At 69.9% G+C, this 17,345-nt stretch carries 16 protein-coding genes; 10 read left to right on the top strand and 6 right to left on the bottom strand.

The features are described from left to right. Nucleotides 1-48 precede the first annotated feature (48 nt). A complete protein-coding gene (locus ABD811_RS35460; RefSeq protein ID WP_344956510.1) occupies nt 49-666 on the bottom strand; it encodes a TetR family transcriptional regulator in 618 nt (205 codons plus the stop codon). Nucleotides 667-803: 137 nt separating this feature from the next. On the opposite strand from ABD811_RS35460, the gene ABD811_RS35465 reads away from it, so the two are divergent. Continuing rightward, the gene (locus ABD811_RS35465; RefSeq protein ID WP_344956512.1) at nt 804-1,727 is read left to right on the top strand and encodes an SDR family oxidoreductase; all 924 of its coding nucleotides are present in this window, start codon (nt 804-806) and stop codon (nt 1,725-1,727) included. A gap of 418 nt (nt 1,728-2,145) precedes the next feature. Further along, complete coding sequence (gene gad, locus ABD811_RS35470) at nt 2,146-3,510, top strand: glutamate decarboxylase (protein WP_344956514.1); 1,365 nt, start codon at nt 2,146-2,148, stop codon at nt 3,508-3,510. Nucleotides 3,511-3,628: 118 nt separating this feature from the next. Here the strand turns inward: gad and ABD811_RS35475 are convergent, their stop codons facing one another. Further along, complete coding sequence (locus ABD811_RS35475; protein ID WP_344956515.1) at nt 3,629-4,726, bottom strand: hypothetical protein; 1,098 nt, start codon at nt 4,724-4,726, stop codon at nt 3,629-3,631. A 235-nt stretch (nt 4,727-4,961) separates the two neighbouring features. After that, the gene (locus tag ABD811_RS35480; protein ID WP_344956517.1) at nt 4,962-5,324 is read right to left on the bottom strand and encodes a ClpX C4-type zinc finger protein; all 363 of its coding nucleotides are present in this window, start codon (nt 5,322-5,324) and stop codon (nt 4,962-4,964) included. Nucleotides 5,325-5,546: 222 nt separating this feature from the next. Between ABD811_RS35480 and ABD811_RS35485 the strand changes: the two genes are divergently transcribed. Together ABD811_RS35485 and ABD811_RS35490 are read left to right on the top strand one after the other, a co-directional pair. Next, nucleotides 5,547-6,551: a zinc-binding alcohol dehydrogenase family protein gene (locus ABD811_RS35485; protein WP_344956519.1), complete on the top strand. Its 1,005-nt coding sequence runs from the start codon at nt 5,547-5,549 to the stop codon at nt 6,549-6,551. A gap of 318 nt (nt 6,552-6,869) precedes the next feature. Continuing rightward, nucleotides 6,870-7,358 carry a hypothetical protein gene (locus ABD811_RS35490; RefSeq protein WP_344956521.1) on the top strand — a complete coding sequence of 163 codons (489 nt, stop codon included), beginning with the start codon at nt 6,870-6,872 and terminating at the stop codon, nt 7,356-7,358. Between the two features lie 158 nt (nt 7,359-7,516). Here the strand turns inward: ABD811_RS35490 and ABD811_RS35495 are convergent, their stop codons facing one another. Further along, entirely contained in the window at nt 7,517-8,482 is a 966-nt protein-coding gene (locus ABD811_RS35495) for a hypothetical protein (RefSeq protein ID WP_344956523.1), read from the bottom strand. A gap of 407 nt (nt 8,483-8,889) precedes the next feature. Further along, complete coding sequence (locus tag ABD811_RS35500) at nt 8,890-10,176, bottom strand: aspartyl protease family protein (protein ID WP_344956525.1); 1,287 nt, start codon at nt 10,174-10,176, stop codon at nt 8,890-8,892. On the opposite strand from ABD811_RS35500, the gene ABD811_RS35505 reads away from it, so the two are divergent. From ABD811_RS35505 to ABD811_RS35530, 6 genes are all read left to right on the top strand, one after another. Continuing rightward, a complete protein-coding gene (locus tag ABD811_RS35505; protein ID WP_344956526.1) occupies nt 10,168-10,440 on the top strand; it encodes a hypothetical protein in 273 nt (90 codons plus the stop codon). The two genes, ABD811_RS35500 and ABD811_RS35505, sit on opposite strands and share 9 nt — an antisense overlap. 478 nt (nt 10,441-10,918) lie before the next feature. Next, a complete protein-coding gene (locus tag ABD811_RS35510; protein ID WP_344956528.1) occupies nt 10,919-12,445 on the top strand; it encodes a helix-turn-helix domain-containing protein in 1,527 nt (508 codons plus the stop codon). 168 nt (nt 12,446-12,613) lie between these two features. Next, the gene (locus tag ABD811_RS35515; protein ID WP_344956530.1) at nt 12,614-12,760 is read left to right on the top strand and encodes a hypothetical protein; all 147 of its coding nucleotides are present in this window, start codon (nt 12,614-12,616) and stop codon (nt 12,758-12,760) included. Then, entirely contained in the window at nt 12,760-13,722 is a 963-nt protein-coding gene (locus ABD811_RS35520; RefSeq protein WP_344956532.1) for an MvdC/MvdD family ATP grasp protein, read from the top strand. Before ABD811_RS35515 ends, ABD811_RS35520 begins: the two co-directional genes overlap by 1 nt. Next, the gene (locus tag ABD811_RS35525) at nt 13,719-14,855 is read left to right on the top strand and encodes a methyltransferase domain-containing protein (RefSeq protein WP_344956534.1); all 1,137 of its coding nucleotides are present in this window, start codon (nt 13,719-13,721) and stop codon (nt 14,853-14,855) included. The genes ABD811_RS35520 and ABD811_RS35525 overlap by 4 nt, the downstream gene beginning before the upstream one ends. Nucleotides 14,856-14,900: 45 nt before the next feature. Next, a complete protein-coding gene (locus tag ABD811_RS35530) occupies nt 14,901-15,737 on the top strand; it encodes a methyltransferase domain-containing protein (RefSeq protein ID WP_344956536.1) in 837 nt (278 codons plus the stop codon). Nucleotides 15,738-15,923: 186 nt separating this feature from the next. Here ABD811_RS35530 and ABD811_RS35535 read toward each other — a convergent pair whose 3' ends face one another. Next, complete coding sequence (locus tag ABD811_RS35535) at nt 15,924-16,670, bottom strand: hypothetical protein (protein ID WP_344956538.1); 747 nt, start codon at nt 16,668-16,670, stop codon at nt 15,924-15,926. Nucleotides 16,671-17,345 lie beyond the last annotated feature (675 nt).

Genomic DNA, 17,345 nt, shown 5'->3' on the forward strand with positions numbered 1-17,345 from the left:
GACGAGGACGGATGGCTGCGGGCCCCTTGCTCGGGGTGCCCACCGCATTCATGCCATGTTCTCCTGGCCTTGGAAGCTCGCGTCGTCGGTCGCGGCGGCGTGTTCGGCCGGTGCGGTGAGGTGCCTGGTGGCGTCCAGGGTTTCCCGAATGTGTTGGGCGAGGGTGTGCTGGTCGGGGTCGTCGATCCAGCGTTCGAAGGCGACCTTGAAGGCGGCGATCCCGATTTCGGCCGCGAGTGCCGCGGTGGTGGCCTCCAGACCCCGTTCCCGGAGCGCGTGGGCCAGGGTGGAGGCGAGTGAGGCCTGTTTGGCCAGTTCGCGTTCCTGCAGTTCGGGATTGGCGGCGATGACGGCTTGGCGCTGCCGTACCAGTTCTGCGCGTTCTTCGAAGACGGGAGCGGCTTCGGTGAGGGCGTGTGTGATCACCTCCAGTGGCGCCAGAGGGTCGGCGGCGGTGGCCGTGGCGTGCGCGAGGACGTCGGCCAGGGCGTTGGTCTGGAAGAGGACTTCCCGTTTGTCGACGAAGTGCCGGTAGAAGGTGCGTTCGGTGACCCCGGCCCGGGCGGCGATCTCCGCCACGGTGGTGGCGTCGAAGCCCTTGTCGTTGTAGAGCTCCAGCGCCGCCTTCTCCAGGCGGCCTCGTGCGTCGGGTTTCCATCGGCCCATGCTCCGATCCTACACAGCGATGACAGATTCTGACATCAGAGTGATGACAGAGACTGACATGGGCGCTATAGTGATGTCACGAACTGACATCACGGCTCTTCGCCCCTGGTGGGGAGCCCGCAGCAAAGGGCAACACCATGCGCGTATTCGTCACCGGAGCCTCCGGACATCTCGGCTCCGCCGTCGTCCCCGAGCTCCTCGAAGCGGGACACCAGGTCGTCGGGCTGGCACGCTCGGACAAGTCCGCCGCCGCGTTGACGGCTGCCGGCGCCCAGGTGCACCGAGGTGACCTCGATGATCTCGACGGCCTCGCCGCGGCCGCCGCTGCGGCTGACGGGGTCATCCACCTGGCCTTCAAGCACGAGGCCATGTTCGCCGGCGACTTCGACGGCGCGGTCGCAGCGGATCTGCGCGCCATCGACACGCTCGGGAACGCGCTCGCCGGCACCGGCAAGCCTTTGGTGGCCACGTCGGGAACCGCGCTGTTCGCCTTCGCGGGACTGCAGGGCTTGCTCACCGAGGCCGACGTGCTCGACGCAGGACCGCGGATCGAGGCCGAGAACGCGGTGGTCGCACTTGCCGAGCGCGGCATCCGGTCGTCCGTCGTCCGGCTCCCTCCGACCGTGCACAGCTCTCTCGACCGCCACGGCTTCATCCCGACCTTCATCTCCATCGCCCGCTCCAAGGGCGTCTCGGCTTACGTCGGCGACGGGGCCAACCGCTGGCCCGCCGTGCACACGCTCGACGCGGCACGCCTGTACCGGCTGGCGCTGGAATCCGCCCCGGCCGGGTCACGGCTGCACGCCGTCGACGACGAAGGGATCACCTTCCGCCAGATCGCCGAGGGCATCGGCCGCGGGCTGAACCTGCCCGTGGTCAGCATCGCGCCGACCGAGGCCGAGGCCCACTTCGGCTTCCTGAGCGCCCACGCCCAGGCCGACAACCCGTCCTCAAGCAAGCTGACCCGCGACCTCCTGGGCTGGACGCCTGTCCAGCCCGGTCTCGTCGACGACCTCGGCCAGGGCCACTACTTCGACACCGGCGCCACCGCCGCGGGCTGAGCCGCCCCCTTCTCCATCCCGGTCGTTCCCCGCGCCCATCCACACGGCTCGGTGGAACCGGCCCGAACGACCAACCATCTCCCTGCACGACCGGCCGGCCCGGCTGGACGACCTCGTGATCAAGTTTCCCCGGCGGACGCCTTTCCCTTGACGGGCGAGGCGTCCATCGGGTGAAACGGCGACGTCGCGGTTTGGGCAGGCCACACGGGCCATCGTCGCCATACCGGTATATAAGGTCATTAAGGCGCGTACGTGGATATCGAGGAATTGGCGGGTAGAAGAAATTTCCTGGGTCAGGGTGTCCCTTCCGCCATATGTGACTGAGGTTCGGGTGCGGACGTATTGCCGTTGCGTTCATGGCGTCGTACCGGACGCCGGAGAGAGGATTTCCCCGCCCCTCATCGCAAAGGAGACGCCTGTGCTGCGTAAAGTGGACGCCGACCGCTGGAACGAGGCCCTGGACGTCAACCCCCTCTACCACGACATCGTCCCCGAGGGCGGCGTCCCCCGCCTGCACCTGCCGGCCCGCCCGATGACGGCCGACGCGGCCGCCGCCCTCATCCGCGACGAGCTCATCATGGACGGCAACGCCCGGCTCAACCTGGCGACGTTCTGCACGACCTGGATGGAGCCGCAGGCGCGCGACCTCATCGCCGAGACGCTCGACCGCAACCTCATCGACCACGACCAGTACCCGCGGACGGCCGAGCTCGAGCGCCGCTGCGTCAACATGCTCGACAATCTCTGGAACGACCCCGACGGGCAGGGCGTGGGCTGTTCCACCGCAGGGTCCAGCGAGGCCGCGATGCTCGGCGGGCTGGCGATGAAGTTCCGGTGGCGGGAACGGATGCGCGCCGCCGGCCGGCCCGCCGAGCGGCCCAACCTGGTGATGGGGAGCGCCGTCCACACCTGCTGGCCCAAGTTCTGCCAGTACTGGGACGTCGAGCCCCGTTACATGCCGATCCAGGAGCCGGCGTTCACCCTCGACCCGTCCCGCGTGGCCGACTACTGCGACGAGAACACCATCGGGGTGGTCGGTGTGCTCGGATCGACCCAGGTCGGCAGGTACGACCCGATCGACGAGCTGGCCGCCGAGCTGGACCGCCTGCACGCCGAACGGGGCATCGACGTCCCCCTGCACGTGGACGCGGCCGTGGGCGGATTCATCACGCCCTTCCTGGAGCCTGACCGCGTCTGGGACTTCCGGCTGCGGAGGGTCCAGTCGATCAACGCCTCGGGCCACAAGTTCGGGCTGGTGTTCCCCGGGGTCGGCTGGATCATCTGGCAGGAGCGGGCGGCCCTGCCCCAGGACATGGTCCTGGAGTGCGACCTGCTGGGCGGCGACATCGACACCTTCACCCTGAACTTCTCCCGGTCCGGGGCGCCGGTCGTGGCGCAGTACTACAACTTCCTGCGCCTGGGGTTCGACGGCTACCGCGCCGTCCAGCAGACCTGCCAGGACGTGGCCGTCTACCTGGCCGGACGGATCGCGGAGATCCCCAGCCTGGAGGTCGTCTCCGACGGGACGCACCTGCCGGTGCTGACGGTCCGGGTCCGTCCGGGCCACGAGCCGCTCACGGTGCGGGACATCTCCGAACGGCTCCGCCTGCACGGCTGGCAGGTCCCCACCTACCAGCTGCCGCCCGACCTGGAGCACGTGGAGGTGATGCGGCTGGTCATCCGCAACGGCTTCAGCCAGGACATCGCGTCCCTCCTGGCCGAGCACCTCCACCAGGAGGTCGCCCACCTCCAGAGCCGCCAGACCGTCTCGGCGAACGTCTGACGACCTGCGGCGCCGGGATGGCGGTGAACGGGACGCATCACACGTGCACCGCCGTCCGCGGTCCCTCGCCATGAGTCCCACCGGCCGGGGCCGGGACGCGGGCCGCCGCCGTGCGGAGTCAGCGCTCGTCGGCGAGCCGCCACAGATGCAGGCTGGTCCGATCCGCCGAGACGGTGTACCAGGTGCCGTTGCCCGCCGTGCGGGGACGACCGGAGACGGGGAAGGGGTAGGAGATCTCGCCGCGCAGCGTCATCCCGCGCACGTCGACGAGCCAGTGGCGGGCCGTGCCGTACGGGGCGTCGCACTCGGAGGTTCCGGCGACGACGGCGTCCTCGTCCACGAAGGCCGCCTCGTAGTCCCAGTACACGCGGTCGCCGCCGGTGTTGCCCGGGTGCGGCGGCACCGTTCCCTCGGCGTCCAGTTCACGCAGGACGGAGCCGTCCTTTACCCGGTGCAGCGAGAGGGTCCACTGCCCGACGTCAACCGTCAGCAGGTCCCGGCCGGACGGGCTCACCGCCAGCAGGATCAGCTCGGTGTCGACCTGCTCGGCGGTCAGCCGTCGCCCGTCCCAGCGTCCCCACAGCACGGGCGAGCCCTCCTCGCCCTCGCCGACGCTCAGTCCCATCTGCGCGGGGTCGGGGTGCGGGACGTGCTCGGAGCCGGAGGCCACGGTCATGGTGTCCGCGCGTCCCAGGACCGTGCCGTCGGCGGCGTCCAGGACGAGCCATAGTTCCTGGTCGTCGCCCTGCTCCCCGTCGTCGCCCAGCGGGCCGCGGACGTGCGCCCAGACCAGCTTGCCGTCCGCGGAGACGGCGGCCGATCCGCTGTCGGCGTACTGGTGGTCCTCGTCGTCGGCGAGTTCGGCGAACGACGTGTGCATCAGGGAGCACCCGGCCTCCCAGCAGGCGTGCCGCACCTCCCACCGCGTCGCCCCGGTCGCGTCCACGGCACGCACCGCGTGCACGCCTGCGAACACCGCCGCGTCGCCCTCCGGCGACACCGTCACCGACCCGAAGCGGCGCGGCCAGGGAGCCGGGAAGCGCGCCTCCGCCGGCGGCTCGCCCGCCTCGGCCCCGTCCAAATCCAGGACCACCAGCTCGGTGTCGCCGCGCTGCACGAGCAGCCTGCGTCCGGGCCAGTGGAGCACCTGGGGCGCGTCCGCGGACGCCGGGTCCAGCGGTGCGGCGACGGTGGCGACGAGACGAGCGACGGTCAACGAAAGCTCCGGGGGAGTGGGACGAGACAACGATTCGGACGAGCGACATCCGGGGCGCCGAGCCGTCGACCGTGCCGTGTCCCGGACGCGGCCGGACGCTGGTTCGCGTCCCTCCTGGTGCGAGACCCGGCCGGGCGGCCGCTGCCCGCCACGGACGATACCGCCCACCGCGAAGCTCACCGTCGCCCCGGTCCGCGCCGGAACACCTGCCGCGACCAGGACGGCGAGCGAGGGCTCACTCCTCGCCGGAGAACCGCTCCCACGCCGACTGGCGGGAGACGCCCAACGCCGCTCCGATCCTCGTCCACGTCACCCCGCGCCGCCGCAACTCCTGGACCCAGGAACGCAGGTTGGCCTCGACCTGGTCGGCCACCGCCGCCACGCGGGGGATGTGGTCGAGCATCTGCTCATCGGTCAACGAGCCCCACATCGGCAGACGGACCTCGACCGGCTTGTCGCGGTACTCCTCGATGATGGCCTCGGACAGTTCCACGCACTCGTTGCAGATGTGCACGCCGGGCCCGGCGACCAACCTGGCCACCTCGGCACTCGACTTGCCGCAGAACGAGCATCGGGGGTCCTCGCCTGCCGCGTTCACCGTGCCCGCACCACCTTCCGTTGTCAGGGTTGCCCTGACAAACCTAATCTTGTCAGGGTAGCCCTGACAAGCTCTGCGGGCGCCGGACGCTCTCCGAACGCCAAGGCGCCGCTCGGTGGACTGCCCCGGCCTGGCGTGTGGGCTGCTCGGGTGTGGGCTGGGATGGTGGCGGGTCGATGGGGAAGGAACGGACGGTCACAGCGGACGCTCAAGGAGATCGCCATGGCCGGCACCATGCGCGCCGTCGTCTCGTACGAAGGACGGCCCATCGATGACCGGGACAGCCTGCGCGACGAGGAGATTCCCATCCCCGGACTGCGTCCGCGCGACGTGCTGGTGCGCGTTCAGGCGGTGTCGGTCAATCCGGTCGACGTGAAGGTGCGCGCCGGGCTGACGCGCTCCCCAGAGCCGCGCGTCCTCGGGTTCGACGCGGCCGGTGTGGTGGAGGCCGTCGGTCCCGAGGTCGGCACGCTGGCCGTGGGGGACGAGGTCTGGTACGCCGGTGACATCACACGTCCCGGAGCCAACGCCGAGATGCACGCGGTCGACGAGCGGATCGTCGCGCGCAAGCCGCGAAGTCTCACCTTCGCCGAGGCGGCGGCCATGCCGCTGACCACGATCACGGCCTGGGAGACCCTCTTCGACCATTTCCGTCTCACCACCGAGTCCACCGGGGCCCTGCTCGTCCTCGGCGGCGCCGGCGGCGTGGGGTCGATGACGATCCAGCTCGCCAAGCGGCTGACCGGCGTCACGGTGCTGGCCTCGGCGAGCAGGCCGGAGTCCACCGCGTGGGTGCGCACGCTCGGCGCCGACCACGTCGTCGACCATCGCGAACTGGCCGCCGGGACGAGGGCCTCGGCGCCCGGGGGCATCGACTTCCTGCTGAGCCCGCACACGCGCGGCAACATCGAGGTCTACGCCGAGATCATGCGTCCGTTCGGCCACATCACCGCCATCGACGAGCCGGAAGGGCTGGAGCTGCTGCCGTTGAAGTCCAAGAGCGTCACCTGGCACTGGGAGTTCATGTTCACCCGCCCGCTCCATCAGACCCCCGACATGATCGAGCAGAAGCGCCTGCTGGAACGGGCCGCGGCGCTGGTCGACGACGCGCGGATCCGGACCACGCTCACCACCACCATCGACGACTTCTCCGCGGCGGGCATCCGCGAGGCGCACCGGCTGGTCGAGTCCGGCCGGATGATCGGCAAGCTCGTCGTCACCCGCTGAGCGGGGACGCGAGGGCACCACCGGGCACCGCCAAGCCCATGAACATGCCCGTCGGGCTTCGCCATCATCGTCGTCGTTCCGGTGACGCGGCATGAGGGCCGCAGTCAAACCCGGGCCGAGAGCGAGTTCCGGCGGATCGTCGTCCTGGGTGACTCGCAGATCCGGACAACGCCGATTTCGTCGTCCTCGCCGACCCCGACGGAAACCACCGCCGAACCGGGTCGTCCGTCCGCTTCACACGACCACCAGGACGGCTGGCGGCCGAGCGGCGACACGCCCTGGCGGCGGGCGGGGATGCGCCGACATACGCTGGTGTCCGTGACGGAGTCGCAGGCCACGGGCTATGACTGGCTGTCGTCCCGCCCGGTTCCGCAGACCGAGCTGCGGACGTTCCTGCTGGAGTGCTTCGCGATCGCCGAGGATGAGCTGTTCGTCGGCCATGCCGACCGCACGGACGACGAACTGCGGGCCTACCCGCCGGATGCGGCGTTCGCCGCGTTCTGCACCTACGACCACCAGGTGTCCGGCCACTTCGCGATGAGCCTCAGCGTCGGCATCGAGGGCCGCCTGGCCGATCAGGTCGGCCGCCGGGAGTTCGCCGAACGGTTCGCTGCGCGCTTCGACGCCTACGTGTTGTACGGCGACACCGAACCACCGGGACTGTGGACGGTCATCCTGCCGGACGGCAGCCGTCTTCGAGCCGCGCTGGAGGAGGACGACGTCCGCTGTGTGCTGTATGCGGCCACGGCACCGGTCCCCGGCCTCCCTCAGGTTCGCGTGGACGAGGGGCTGTGGCAGATCCGATGAACTGCACAGGCTCGTTCGAGCCGCCGCCTACCGCCCCGTGTGGGCGAGTGCGCGTCCAGGCGGTCGTGGCGACGGGTCGTTGCTGACAGAGGGCGTTCGGCACAACCGGTCGTCGGCCGGGGTGTTCGCCCAGGTTGCGGCCGAGGTCGTCCGGGAGGTCAGTCGAACTGGCTGACCACGGCGGCGAGCCCGCACGGCTCGTGCAGGAAGAGGAACAGGACGCCATGGTCCTGCCCGATGGTGTCACCGCCGGCCACGGCGCCGACGTAGTTCATGAGCCTTCCGCACGCGGGACAGTCCGGAAAGTCGGGGTCTTGGATCCAGCCAGGACGTCCGCCGAGCGTGGACCCGCCTTCGCAGTCGTGTCCCTCGTATCCGCCGGGCCGTTCCTCTCCCGGCACGAGACGTACGGCGGGCGGTTCTTCGGGTGCCGGCTTCCGTTCTTTCAGGTAAGTGGGCTGGGTGGTGTACGCGGACCAGGTCGCGCCGCCGTCCGGGCTCACCTGCGTGTAGACGGTGGCGTAGGTGGAGCACACGAAGCAGGTGAGAATCCGCAGCCGTCCCCGCCAGCCGGTGTGGGCCAGGGCGGCGGCGAATCGCGGGTCGGCGGTGTCGCCGTCGAGCGCGGTCCACAGCGCGGCGGTGCACCACGGGCACCTCTCCTCGGCGGGTGCGGTGCCGGCAGGCGACGGGGCGGGCACCTCGGGCACCAGGCGGTACGCGACGTTTCCGCAGATCTCCCGCCGACGTCCGCGATCATCGAAGTCCCAGCCGTACCGGCGCAGGAATCGAGTCAGGGCGTTCGCGTCCATGCCGGACGGCGGTCGTTCCAGCCAGCCGCGGAATGCGGCCTCCACGACCGGACCGCGGGTCGCCGTGAGGATCGCCACGAGGTCCTGCTCGGAGTCTTCGCCCGACTCGACCCGCCGCACGGCTTCGCGCTGGAAGGTTTCGTCCGCTTCGCCGAACAGCTTCACGGGGATGTACACCTCCGCATCGATCAGGCGCAGGAGGTGCGGGCGCAGCCGCCGCAGCAGGACCGGATCGTCGTCGACCTGCTCCTCCAGCTCGAAGGCCGCATCGTCGTCGCCGGTCAGGATCCGGTCGACAAGTTCAGTGATCACGAACGGATGCTACTGAGTGCGGCCGTGGCGGGCTCGCCGCCCTGCTCGATCAGCACCTCGCCGGGCTCCGGCCGCGCATGGCTGCTGCGGTGTCCGGGACACTGCCTTGCGCTGCGCCGGGCGACCGGGGGTAAGGGCGTCCGGTTCACCCTTACCCCCGCGACCGTACGAGCCGGCACGCGAAGGTGCGCGCGCCGGGGAACGCGGATCAGTGCACGCGAAGAAGAGAATCAGGCGTCAGATCACACACCCCCGAGGACGATCTCGGCCTGCCCGCGGGCGGGGGGCTAGCAGGACAGGAGGGTGCGGGCGAGGTGGAAGGCCTCGGTGAGGTGCGGTTTCAGCGTCCTGCCCTTCGAATACGGCTGCTCCGGGGAGCTCCTATGACGCCCCTGCCCTGACGGCGATCAGGTGGCCTTGCCGCGGGCGATGTAGAGCTTCATGTCGGTGAAGTCGACAGTGATGTTGTAGGGCTTGAAAAAGCTGTGGAAGAAGCTGGCCACCACGTCGAACCCGTACTCGGCGACCGGCGTGTTCGGGTTCGCGACGCAGTAGATCCCCTTGGCGGCGGCGTCGCCGACGCGGATCTCCTCCGGGTAGCAGGGGTAGACGACGGTCGGGTGGCTGTGGGCAGCGGTCTCGAGCGGGCGGTCGTAGTCGGTGCGGACCCCGAACTGCCTGGCCCATTCCTCGGGTATGCCCGCGGCGCACTCGCTGGTCCCGCCGAAGTTCACGCCCACCACCCGTGTGCCGGAGCCGGCGATGCCGCCCCTGCTGTGCAGATACTGCTCGCGGGCCAGCCACAGCGGCAGGGGTTGCGCGCCCGCCCGTATGGCGTCGGCGCGTGCCTTCCTGGCCGTTTCGGGGGTCCGGCGGCGCAGGATCAGCGATTTGCCCGCGTAGTCGAAGGTGGTCAGCAAGTGCTGGAAGACCCATCCGCCGATGAGGCCGTCGCCTTGCATTTCCTGGTCCGTCTCCCTCCACTCCACGGGGATGTTGCGCAGTTCGATGCCGCCCAGCTTGAAGGAGTCCAGTACCCCGAAGTACATCCATGCGGTGCCGTTCAGGTAATCGATCTTCTGGCTGGCGACGGGGCTCAGCCCGGCTTCCTTGGCCACCTGTGCGGTCATGTTCAGCCACGGGGCGCCGGTGTAGAACGAGAAGAGCTTCGGCGGCCCGCCGTTGACCGAGGCCTCCACCAGCGGCCACGGATCCATCTGCTTCCATGGCAGTTCCGCGATGTCGCCGTGGATCTGGTACGGCTCGCCGCGGACCGCCGAGAACCATTTGGCGCGGGTTTCGTTGCCGGCCGCTTGCCAGCATGGTATGGAGAGGGAGAGTTTGTCCTGCCGCGTGTAGCAGTCGCCCAGGAGCTTGTTGGTTTCCTTGTCGTCGGGCGCCAGCCGGCGGGCCATCGTGAGGTACTTCTCGGCTTCGGGGAACTTGTTGGCCAGTAGCCCGACATAGCCGCGCCGGCGGGCCGCGTGCAGGTTCGTGGGGTCCTTTTTGAGGATCTCCTCATACGCGCGGCCGGCCTGTTCGAACTCGCCGGCCTTGAACAGTGCGTCCGCGTCACCGACGCCGGCGTGCGCCGTGGCCGCCCTGCCCAGCAGCGGCGCGGTCGCGGCGGCACCGGCCACCACGGCGGCGCCCCGGAGCAGTGAACGCCGGTCCCATTCTCCGTCATGAGCCACGGCCTTCTCCTTTGCGTGATCACCTTCCGAAGCCGGGGCACCATGCCCTCGGCCCGGACCGCTCTGGTCCATGCCTCACTGAAGACAAAAGATCGTTGCGGCGGCGTATGCGTTTTTCGATACGCCCGCGATACACCCGATCCCATCAAGGAACTGGCGCACGCCGGCAGTGCGATGGTCCCGCCGCCGCTGATCGCGACAGCCCGGCAACCGCAGGGGCTGGACGGCTCGCCGGTGAACATCGCACCGCCGCGCATCCGGTAGCAGTTCGCCGCCACGCCCGCCCATCCGCCTGGACCGTCAACGCTTGGGATCCGCGGCGGCGAAACGCGCATCCAGCGGAAGGTGCAGACAGGTCTGCCCAAGCGGATGGCGGAGCCGGTCACAGAACCGTTGCCGTTGGAGTCCCCGAATGAGTCGACGGGCCGTGGGCCGCCTGTTCCTTCAGATCCTGGCCATGGTTGCTGTGTTGGAGGCCGACCTGAGGCGCCTGCGCATCCGCGAGGGCATGGCTCTGGTCGAGCGCGTGGTGATCAACCCGCCTACCAGGAGCTTCGCTGCATCACGAGCCGAGCGGGCAACCCGCGCTCGTGCTGTGATCAGACGGCATCCGCCAGGGGGTGAAAAAAGTTCACTGATCCGCCCTCGCGTTGATCACCATGCGTTCCATGCATAACCGCGCGGACAGGCGCTGACCTGGTGCCTAAACTGTGCGTGAGCGATCGAGTCGGGAGGGTGATCGATGCGCATGGACAGACGAGCAGCCGTCCGCTTTTGCCGCCTTTGCGGCGGCCGCCTGGCCCGGGACAACTCCAATGAGGAGTGCGCGCCCTGCCAGGCCAGAAACCGTGATCGATTCCTGGCCCCGCCGAGCGTTCCTCCGGACTTCTGGCAGGCCGAACCGCTCCGGTCGGCGCTGGACGAGTGGCACATCGGCCGGGCCATCCGCGCCTACCGGCACCACTCCTTCCACGGACACAAGCCGCTGTCACAGGAACTCGTCGGGCACTGGCTGGGAATGACCCAGGCGCAGCTCAGCCGTGTCGAAAGCGGCCCGCCCATCACCGATCTTGATCGGCTCGTCCCGTGGGCTCGCGCCCTTCGAATTCCGCCCGACCTGCTGTGGTTCAAGCTGCCCGAAAACCGTGGGCGGACGGCGGTCGAAAAAGGGCGCCCTCCCCGAGAGCCGGGCGTCGTGGGTACCGTGGATCTCGATTCCACTCCCGACTTCGGGGAGAACGATGTGAAACGGCGCGTCGCACTCCAACTGCTCGCCTACCTCGGCATAGGCGCGGGAACGCTCGGCACCGAGTCATTCCGTCATCTGCTGGATCTGTTCCTCACGGCCGAACCCCGCGACCTCAACGACTGGCATCTCGCCTGTGACGATCACTATCACGCGCTGCGCACCCGGCCCCCTGCGCAAGTGCGGGAAGACGTGCTGATCGATCTGGTGATGCTCAAACGCCAACTCGAAGAGGCCGACACCGGCTCTCTCACCGAACTGAAACGAGTCGAGGCCGCGCTCGCGACGCTGCACGCCAACGTGCTGACCCGCCTCGGCGATCACGGGACCGCCATCCGCTGGTGGCGCACCGCCAAACGGGCCGCCGACGTCACGGGTGATCTGGAACTGAGACTCGCCGTACGCGCCACCGAAGCAGGTCACGCCCGGCATGGCCAGCGCTCTCCCCAAGCCGTGCTGCGGCTGTCGCAAGACGCCATGCGGCTCGCAGGCGAGCACCCGTCCTTCGGCAGGGCGCTGGTGGCGTGCTCGGAGGCGAAGGCCCTCGGCGCGGTCGGACGACACGCGGAAGCCCAGCGATCGCTGCGGACCTGTGAAGATCTCTTCGCGTCCGCGGGAAGGCCGCCCGACGTCATGCCGACTTACTGGACGTCTGCGTACCTTGAGTTCGCCGAGCTCGTGGTCCATGCGGGCGCGGGAAACGAGGCACAGCTCGGGACGGCCATCGATCAGTACGCGACGGTCTATCTCAGCCGCACGCTGGATCACCACTATGTGGCTCAAGCCCAGCTCCACATGGCGCTGTGCGCCGTCGTGAACGGCGGGATCGACGCGGGGGCGAAGAAGGCCGCAGCGGTGCTCGACGCCGTTCCCGTGGCCTCCCGGAACAACATCCTCACCGAGACCGGTCACGTGGTGCTGCGCGCCGTTCCATTCGACAAGCTGGAGCGTCCCGCCGTCCGGGAGTTCCGCGACGTCCTGGTCAAGACCGCCCCACCCAAGCCACTGGCGTCCCACGCCTGATGGCCGGATGGAGGCGCTTCAAGGCCCGCACCCGGAGAAACGGAGGATCCGCTCACGATGAACGATGCCCCCTTGGTCAACCCGCGCGACCGCTTTCCGCTCGGGGTTCCCGGGCATGTCGTACCCGTCAGTTCCGAGCCGCCTTCGGGGCCGGGGCGTCCGTGGGGAATGGATCGGGCGGTACGTCCCGCCCCGGTCCGGGGTGCGGGCAAGCATGAGAAGCCCACGAGCACCCGCAAGGAGAAGGTGCCCACCGAGTACACGGACGACAGCAAGACCAAGAAGGACGACTACACGCAGAGGGTGACCGACTGATGGTCGCCGACACCGTACTGCTGACCGTTGAGCGGGACGACGGTGAGGCGCTCTATGTCTCGGACGCCCTCGCGAGGCGCGGTGTACGGGTCGTGTGGTTCGACACGGGGTGGTTTCCGGCGCGGGCCGACGTCAGCGCCCGGCTGGGACGCGACGGCTGGCACGCGGAGATCACCACTCCGGAGGGGGCCGTCCGGCTGGACGAGGTCATGGCGGTGTACTACCGGCAGCCTCGGCCGTTCTGCTTCCCCGTCGGTCTGAGCGAGCCGGAGCGCCGCTTCGCGACCGTCGAGGCCCGCTTCGGCTTCGGCGGGTTGTTCATGTCGCTGCCGGTTCGCTGGGTTTCGCACCCGGGGCGGCTGGCCGACGCCGAGTACCGGCCGCTGCAAATGGCAACCGCCGCACGGTGCGGATTCGCCGTCCCCGCGAGCGTCCTGACGAACCGTCCCGGAGATGCCCGCGAATTCGTGGGCTCCCGTCACGGGGCCGTATACAAGGCGACCATGCACAAGCTGATCAGCGAAGCCGGTCAGGTGAAGCTGATCTACACGACGCCGGTGGACGTCGCCGCGATCGACGACCGGGTGGCCACGACGTTGCATCTGTTCCAGGCCAACGTGCCCAAGAGCCATGATGTCCGCGTGGTGGCGACCGGAGCCGGTCACGTCCAGGCCATCGCGATACGGTCCGACGACCCGGCCGCCCGGCAGGACTTCCGAACCGGGTACGGCACCTTGACGTACCACATCACCGGTGTTCCCGGCGGTGTGGCGCGTTCCTGCCATGCCTACCTGAAAGCGCTCGGCCTGCAGTTGGGCGTGTTCGACTTCGCGGTGACCGATGACGGGACGTGGTGGTTCCTCGAATGCGGTCCCGGCTCGCAGTGGGCCTGGTTACAGGAGGAGACAGGGGCGCCCATCGCCGACGCCATAGCCGACACCCTGACGGGAGTTTCCGCATGACCGGCTTCTCCGACGACTGGAGAACTCACGCGGCGGCACTGGCCGATCGGCTGGCCGAGCAGGGAGTCATCACCGATCCGGCATGGCGGCGGGTGGTCGCGGCCGTCCCCCGGCACGTCTTTGTGCCCGAGTTCTACAGCGACGACGACCCGCCCGAGCTCATCACCGCCCGCGACCCCCGGTGGCTGGGCCTGGCGTACTCCGACGACACCCTTGTGACGCAACGCCGGGAACACCCCGACCAACCCGGCTTCGCGTGGTCCACCAGCTCCAGCACCCGCCCGAGTTTCATGCTCCGGCTGCTGCACCTCCTCGACGTCCGGGAGGGAATGAACGTCCTGGAGATCGGGACCGGCACCGGGTACACCGCCGCGTTGCTGTCCGAACGGCTCGGCGCGCGGCGCGTCAGCACGGTGGACATCGACCCCGAGCTGACCGACGCCGCGCGGCTCCGGCTGGCCGACGCCGGGTACCGTCCCAGCGTCGCCGCGAACGACGGGCTCTTGGGGCACCCCGCCGGTGCCCCGTATGACCGCGTTCTCGCGACCGTGGCGACCGAACGCGTGCCGTACGCGTGGGTGGAGCAGACCCGGCCCGGCGGGATCATCCTGGCCGACGTCCGGCCGCGTGGCATGACCTGGGCCGGGGCGCTCGCGCGGCTCACCGTGGCCGACGACGGCACCGCAGGCGGCCCCCTGATATCGACCACCTGGGGGTTCATGTCGACCCGCCGCGACGTCGAACGGCCGGGCATCCCCGAAGTCGTCCCCATCGACGCGACCACCGTGCACACCCGGACGAGTGAGATCGGCAGCGGAGCACTGCACACCCCGGGCCTGTCGCTGCTGGTCTGGCAGCGTCTTCCCGGCGTCACCGCGTTCCCGGGCCGCGACGGAACCGAGATTGTCACGCCGGACGGGTCATGGGCCAAGGTCACCAAGGCCACCCCCGCCAAGGTCGAGTACGGCGGTCCGGCCGACATCTGGGACCGGGTTGAGGGGGCCCACGCGTGGTGGATCGGCCACGGCAGTCCTGACGTGGCGGCCTTCGGGCTGACCATCGGCCCCGGCGAGCAACGACTCTGGTTCCAGTCACCGGACGGAGAGAGCTGGTCCGCACCCGACCATGGATGAACTGCTGGACCTGCCGTGTGTTTTGTGCGATGGGACGGGGAAGCGGTGAACGCCCGCGATGCCGTCGCGGCCGTCCCCAGGGAGCCGTTCATTCCTGATCGGGTCTTCGTGCGTGATGAGGCGGGTTGGCTTGTGCCGGTGCACCGGTGTGATGATCCGGAGCGGTGGCGGGAGCTGGTGACGGCGGACGCTCCGGTCGTGACCCGGGTGGGGCCTGATCCTGCGCTGCCTGCCGAGGTATGCGATCCGGCGACGGGCAAGGGGATGACGTCCACCAGTTCCAGCAGTGCTCCCTTCGCCATGGCCCGCGTAATCGAGGCCATGGAGGTGGAGCCCGGTATGCGGGTCTTGGAGATCGGTACCGGCACCGGCTACAACGCCGCCGTTCTGGCCCGGCTCGTGGGGGGCGGGAACGTCGTCAGTGTGGAGATAGACCCGGCGGTGGCGTCTCAGGCCCGGGAGGCTCTGAGGACTGTCGGGTCGCCGGTGAGGGTGGTCGTCGGGGACGGGGAGGAGGGGTTTCCGCCGGGGGCGCCGTATGACCGGATCGTCGCCACGGCGTCCGTTCACACGGTGCCCTATGCGTGGGTTCGGCAGACTCGGCTGGGCGGGTTGATCGTCGTGCCTCTGGCGCCGGTGGTTCATCCCGACTGGCCTCTTGCGGTGCTTCGGGTTCGCGGTGATGGGACGGCGCGGGGGCGTTGTGTCGGGCCGTCCCCTTTCATGCCGTTGCGTGCCCAGCAGGTGAGCGTCCGGAGCGTCCAGGAGGCCGAGGAGCGGTGGGAGGCCGCCGGTAGGCCGGAGCCGAACCGGTACGGCCTCACCGTGACCCCCGAGGGGCAGCGCGTCTGGCTGGACTCGCCCGCGAACACGATCACCTGACGTTCGAACGCGGTGCCGGCCGACGACGGTCCTGATGTCACCGAGCAGCTCCCCACCGCACGCCCGCCGGGGGACCAAGCCGGGGCCGGACGCATGAGGGCGGTGGGGAGCGGCAGGGGTGCTCGCCGGTGGCCCGGTACCGGCACGGGCTCGCGTCCGTCGATCCCGTGCGGGGGTGCGGGGCGGTCAGTTGAGCCGGTCGCGGCCGTGTGCACGGGGGTGGCCCGGGGGCTCGCCGTGGTGCGGAAGGGGAGTGCTGTCGGGTGACCAGGTGAGGCGCGGCCAGGCGGGGGCGAGGTCGGGCATCCACATCCAGGCGCGGGCACGGGTCTCCTTGACCGCCACGTCGATCTGCAGGAACGCGGCCGGGTCGATCAGGCCGGGGCCGCCGCAGACGATCTCCTGGTAGAGGTCGTCGCTGGTGATCAGTCCCAGGTCCGCGTGGTGGTCGTCCAGGATGGTCTTGAACGCGGGGGCGTCCAGCAGCCGGTGCAGGTGGATCAGCGCGCGGCCGCCGGCGCCGTGCCGGTCGAGGTGGACGTAACCGGCGTTGACCGCCAGCCGCAGCCGCAACCGGGCCGCCCGGGCCGACATCTGGTTGTGGTGGCGCAGCGCGGCGTGCAGGTGGGCGGGCAGGTGGCACAGCAGGGCCTCGATGCCCGCGTCCGGCGGGGCGATCACCAGGATGCCGTCGCCGCGGTCCTCGTGGTCGCACAGGTGCAGGGGCAGCCCGACGGCGGCAAAGGCTGTTTCGGTGACGTGGTACAGCGCGGCGCGCAGGTGCGGGTGCAGGGCCGGGACGCGGCGGCCGAACCCGACGACGTCGACGGCGACGACGGCCCGGTGCAGCATGCCGGGCACCACGGGCGGCCGCACGCCGGGCAGTTGCGCCGCCGGGGGGCGGCAGTGGGAGGCCGGGATGTCGAAGGACATGGTGAGCGCCTTTCACGGGGCTTGTCGGTGAGGTGGTCATCGGCCCAGAAGTCGATGAGCTGGGTCGCGGTCAATCCGTGCGCGAGCGGGCCGGGGCCGTTCAGGCGGCGGCCGGTGACGAGCATCCACCGGACGGTCAACGCGGTGGCAATGATCATTTCGTCGGGGTTCTGTGGGCCGACGGTGATTTCGCCGTCCGATATGCCGTGAACCGGCGGGTCGCCGGCCGGGGATGCGGTGCCACGGGGGTGCGGGTCGCGCCTCACTCCGCGGCGGCGGGAACGAATCGGTGGTTCATGCCCGGAATGCTCGCGCGGCCCTCCGCCGCCCGGCGGGAGTCCGATCAAACACGTGTGCGTCGGCAACGTCACCGAACGCCCGGCGACGCCGTTGATCGTTGTCGTCCGTGCGGAGGGCACCGGGGCGTCGGTGCGGCGCCGCGGTGGAGGCCGGACGAAGGGCCGGTCGCGAACGTTCGGTGCCGTTCGTCGCCGTTCACCAGTGGCGACACGAAGGGGAAAGAGCCGACGCCCCCGCCCGGCCGGGCCGAGATCGGCGGACCCGCCGGGCTCCTGCCGCCAACAGGAGATGTGGTCCCGGTGGGTCCGCCGTGCCAGGTCGGCCACCCGGTCCAGGCAGCCGTCCTCGAAGAAAAACGCCGCGAATGTGTCACAT

It is taken from the genome of Actinomadura miaoliensis (assembly GCF_039536785.1).
GTDB classification, from domain to species: Bacteria; Actinomycetota; Actinomycetes; order Streptosporangiales; family Streptosporangiaceae; genus Spirillospora; species Spirillospora miaoliensis.

Excerpts from the sequence above, each read along its gene's own strand:
- ABD811_RS35460 (WP_344956510.1), bottom strand. The coding sequence starts at position 666 with ATGGGCCGATGGAAACCCGACGCACGAGGCCGCCTGGAGAAGGCGGCG.
- ABD811_RS35465 (WP_344956512.1), top strand. The coding sequence starts at position 804 with ATGCGCGTATTCGTCACCGGAGCCTCCGGACATCTCGGCTCCGCCGTC.
- ABD811_RS35485 (WP_344956519.1), top strand. The coding sequence starts at position 5,547 with ATGGCCGGCACCATGCGCGCCGTCGTCTCGTACGAAGGACGGCCCATC.
- ABD811_RS35505 (WP_344956526.1), top strand. The coding sequence starts at position 10,168 with ATGAGCCACGGCCTTCTCCTTTGCGTGATCACCTTCCGAAGCCGGGGC.
- ABD811_RS35510 (WP_344956528.1), top strand. The coding sequence starts at position 10,919 with ATGCGCATGGACAGACGAGCAGCCGTCCGCTTTTGCCGCCTTTGCGGC.
- ABD811_RS35515 (WP_344956530.1), top strand. The coding sequence starts at position 12,614 with ATGGATCGGGCGGTACGTCCCGCCCCGGTCCGGGGTGCGGGCAAGCAT.
- ABD811_RS35520 (WP_344956532.1), top strand. The coding sequence starts at position 12,760 with ATGGTCGCCGACACCGTACTGCTGACCGTTGAGCGGGACGACGGTGAG.
- ABD811_RS35525 (WP_344956534.1), top strand. The coding sequence starts at position 13,719 with ATGACCGGCTTCTCCGACGACTGGAGAACTCACGCGGCGGCACTGGCC.
- ABD811_RS35535 (WP_344956538.1), bottom strand. The coding sequence starts at position 16,670 with ATGTCCTTCGACATCCCGGCCTCCCACTGCCGCCCCCCGGCGGCGCAA.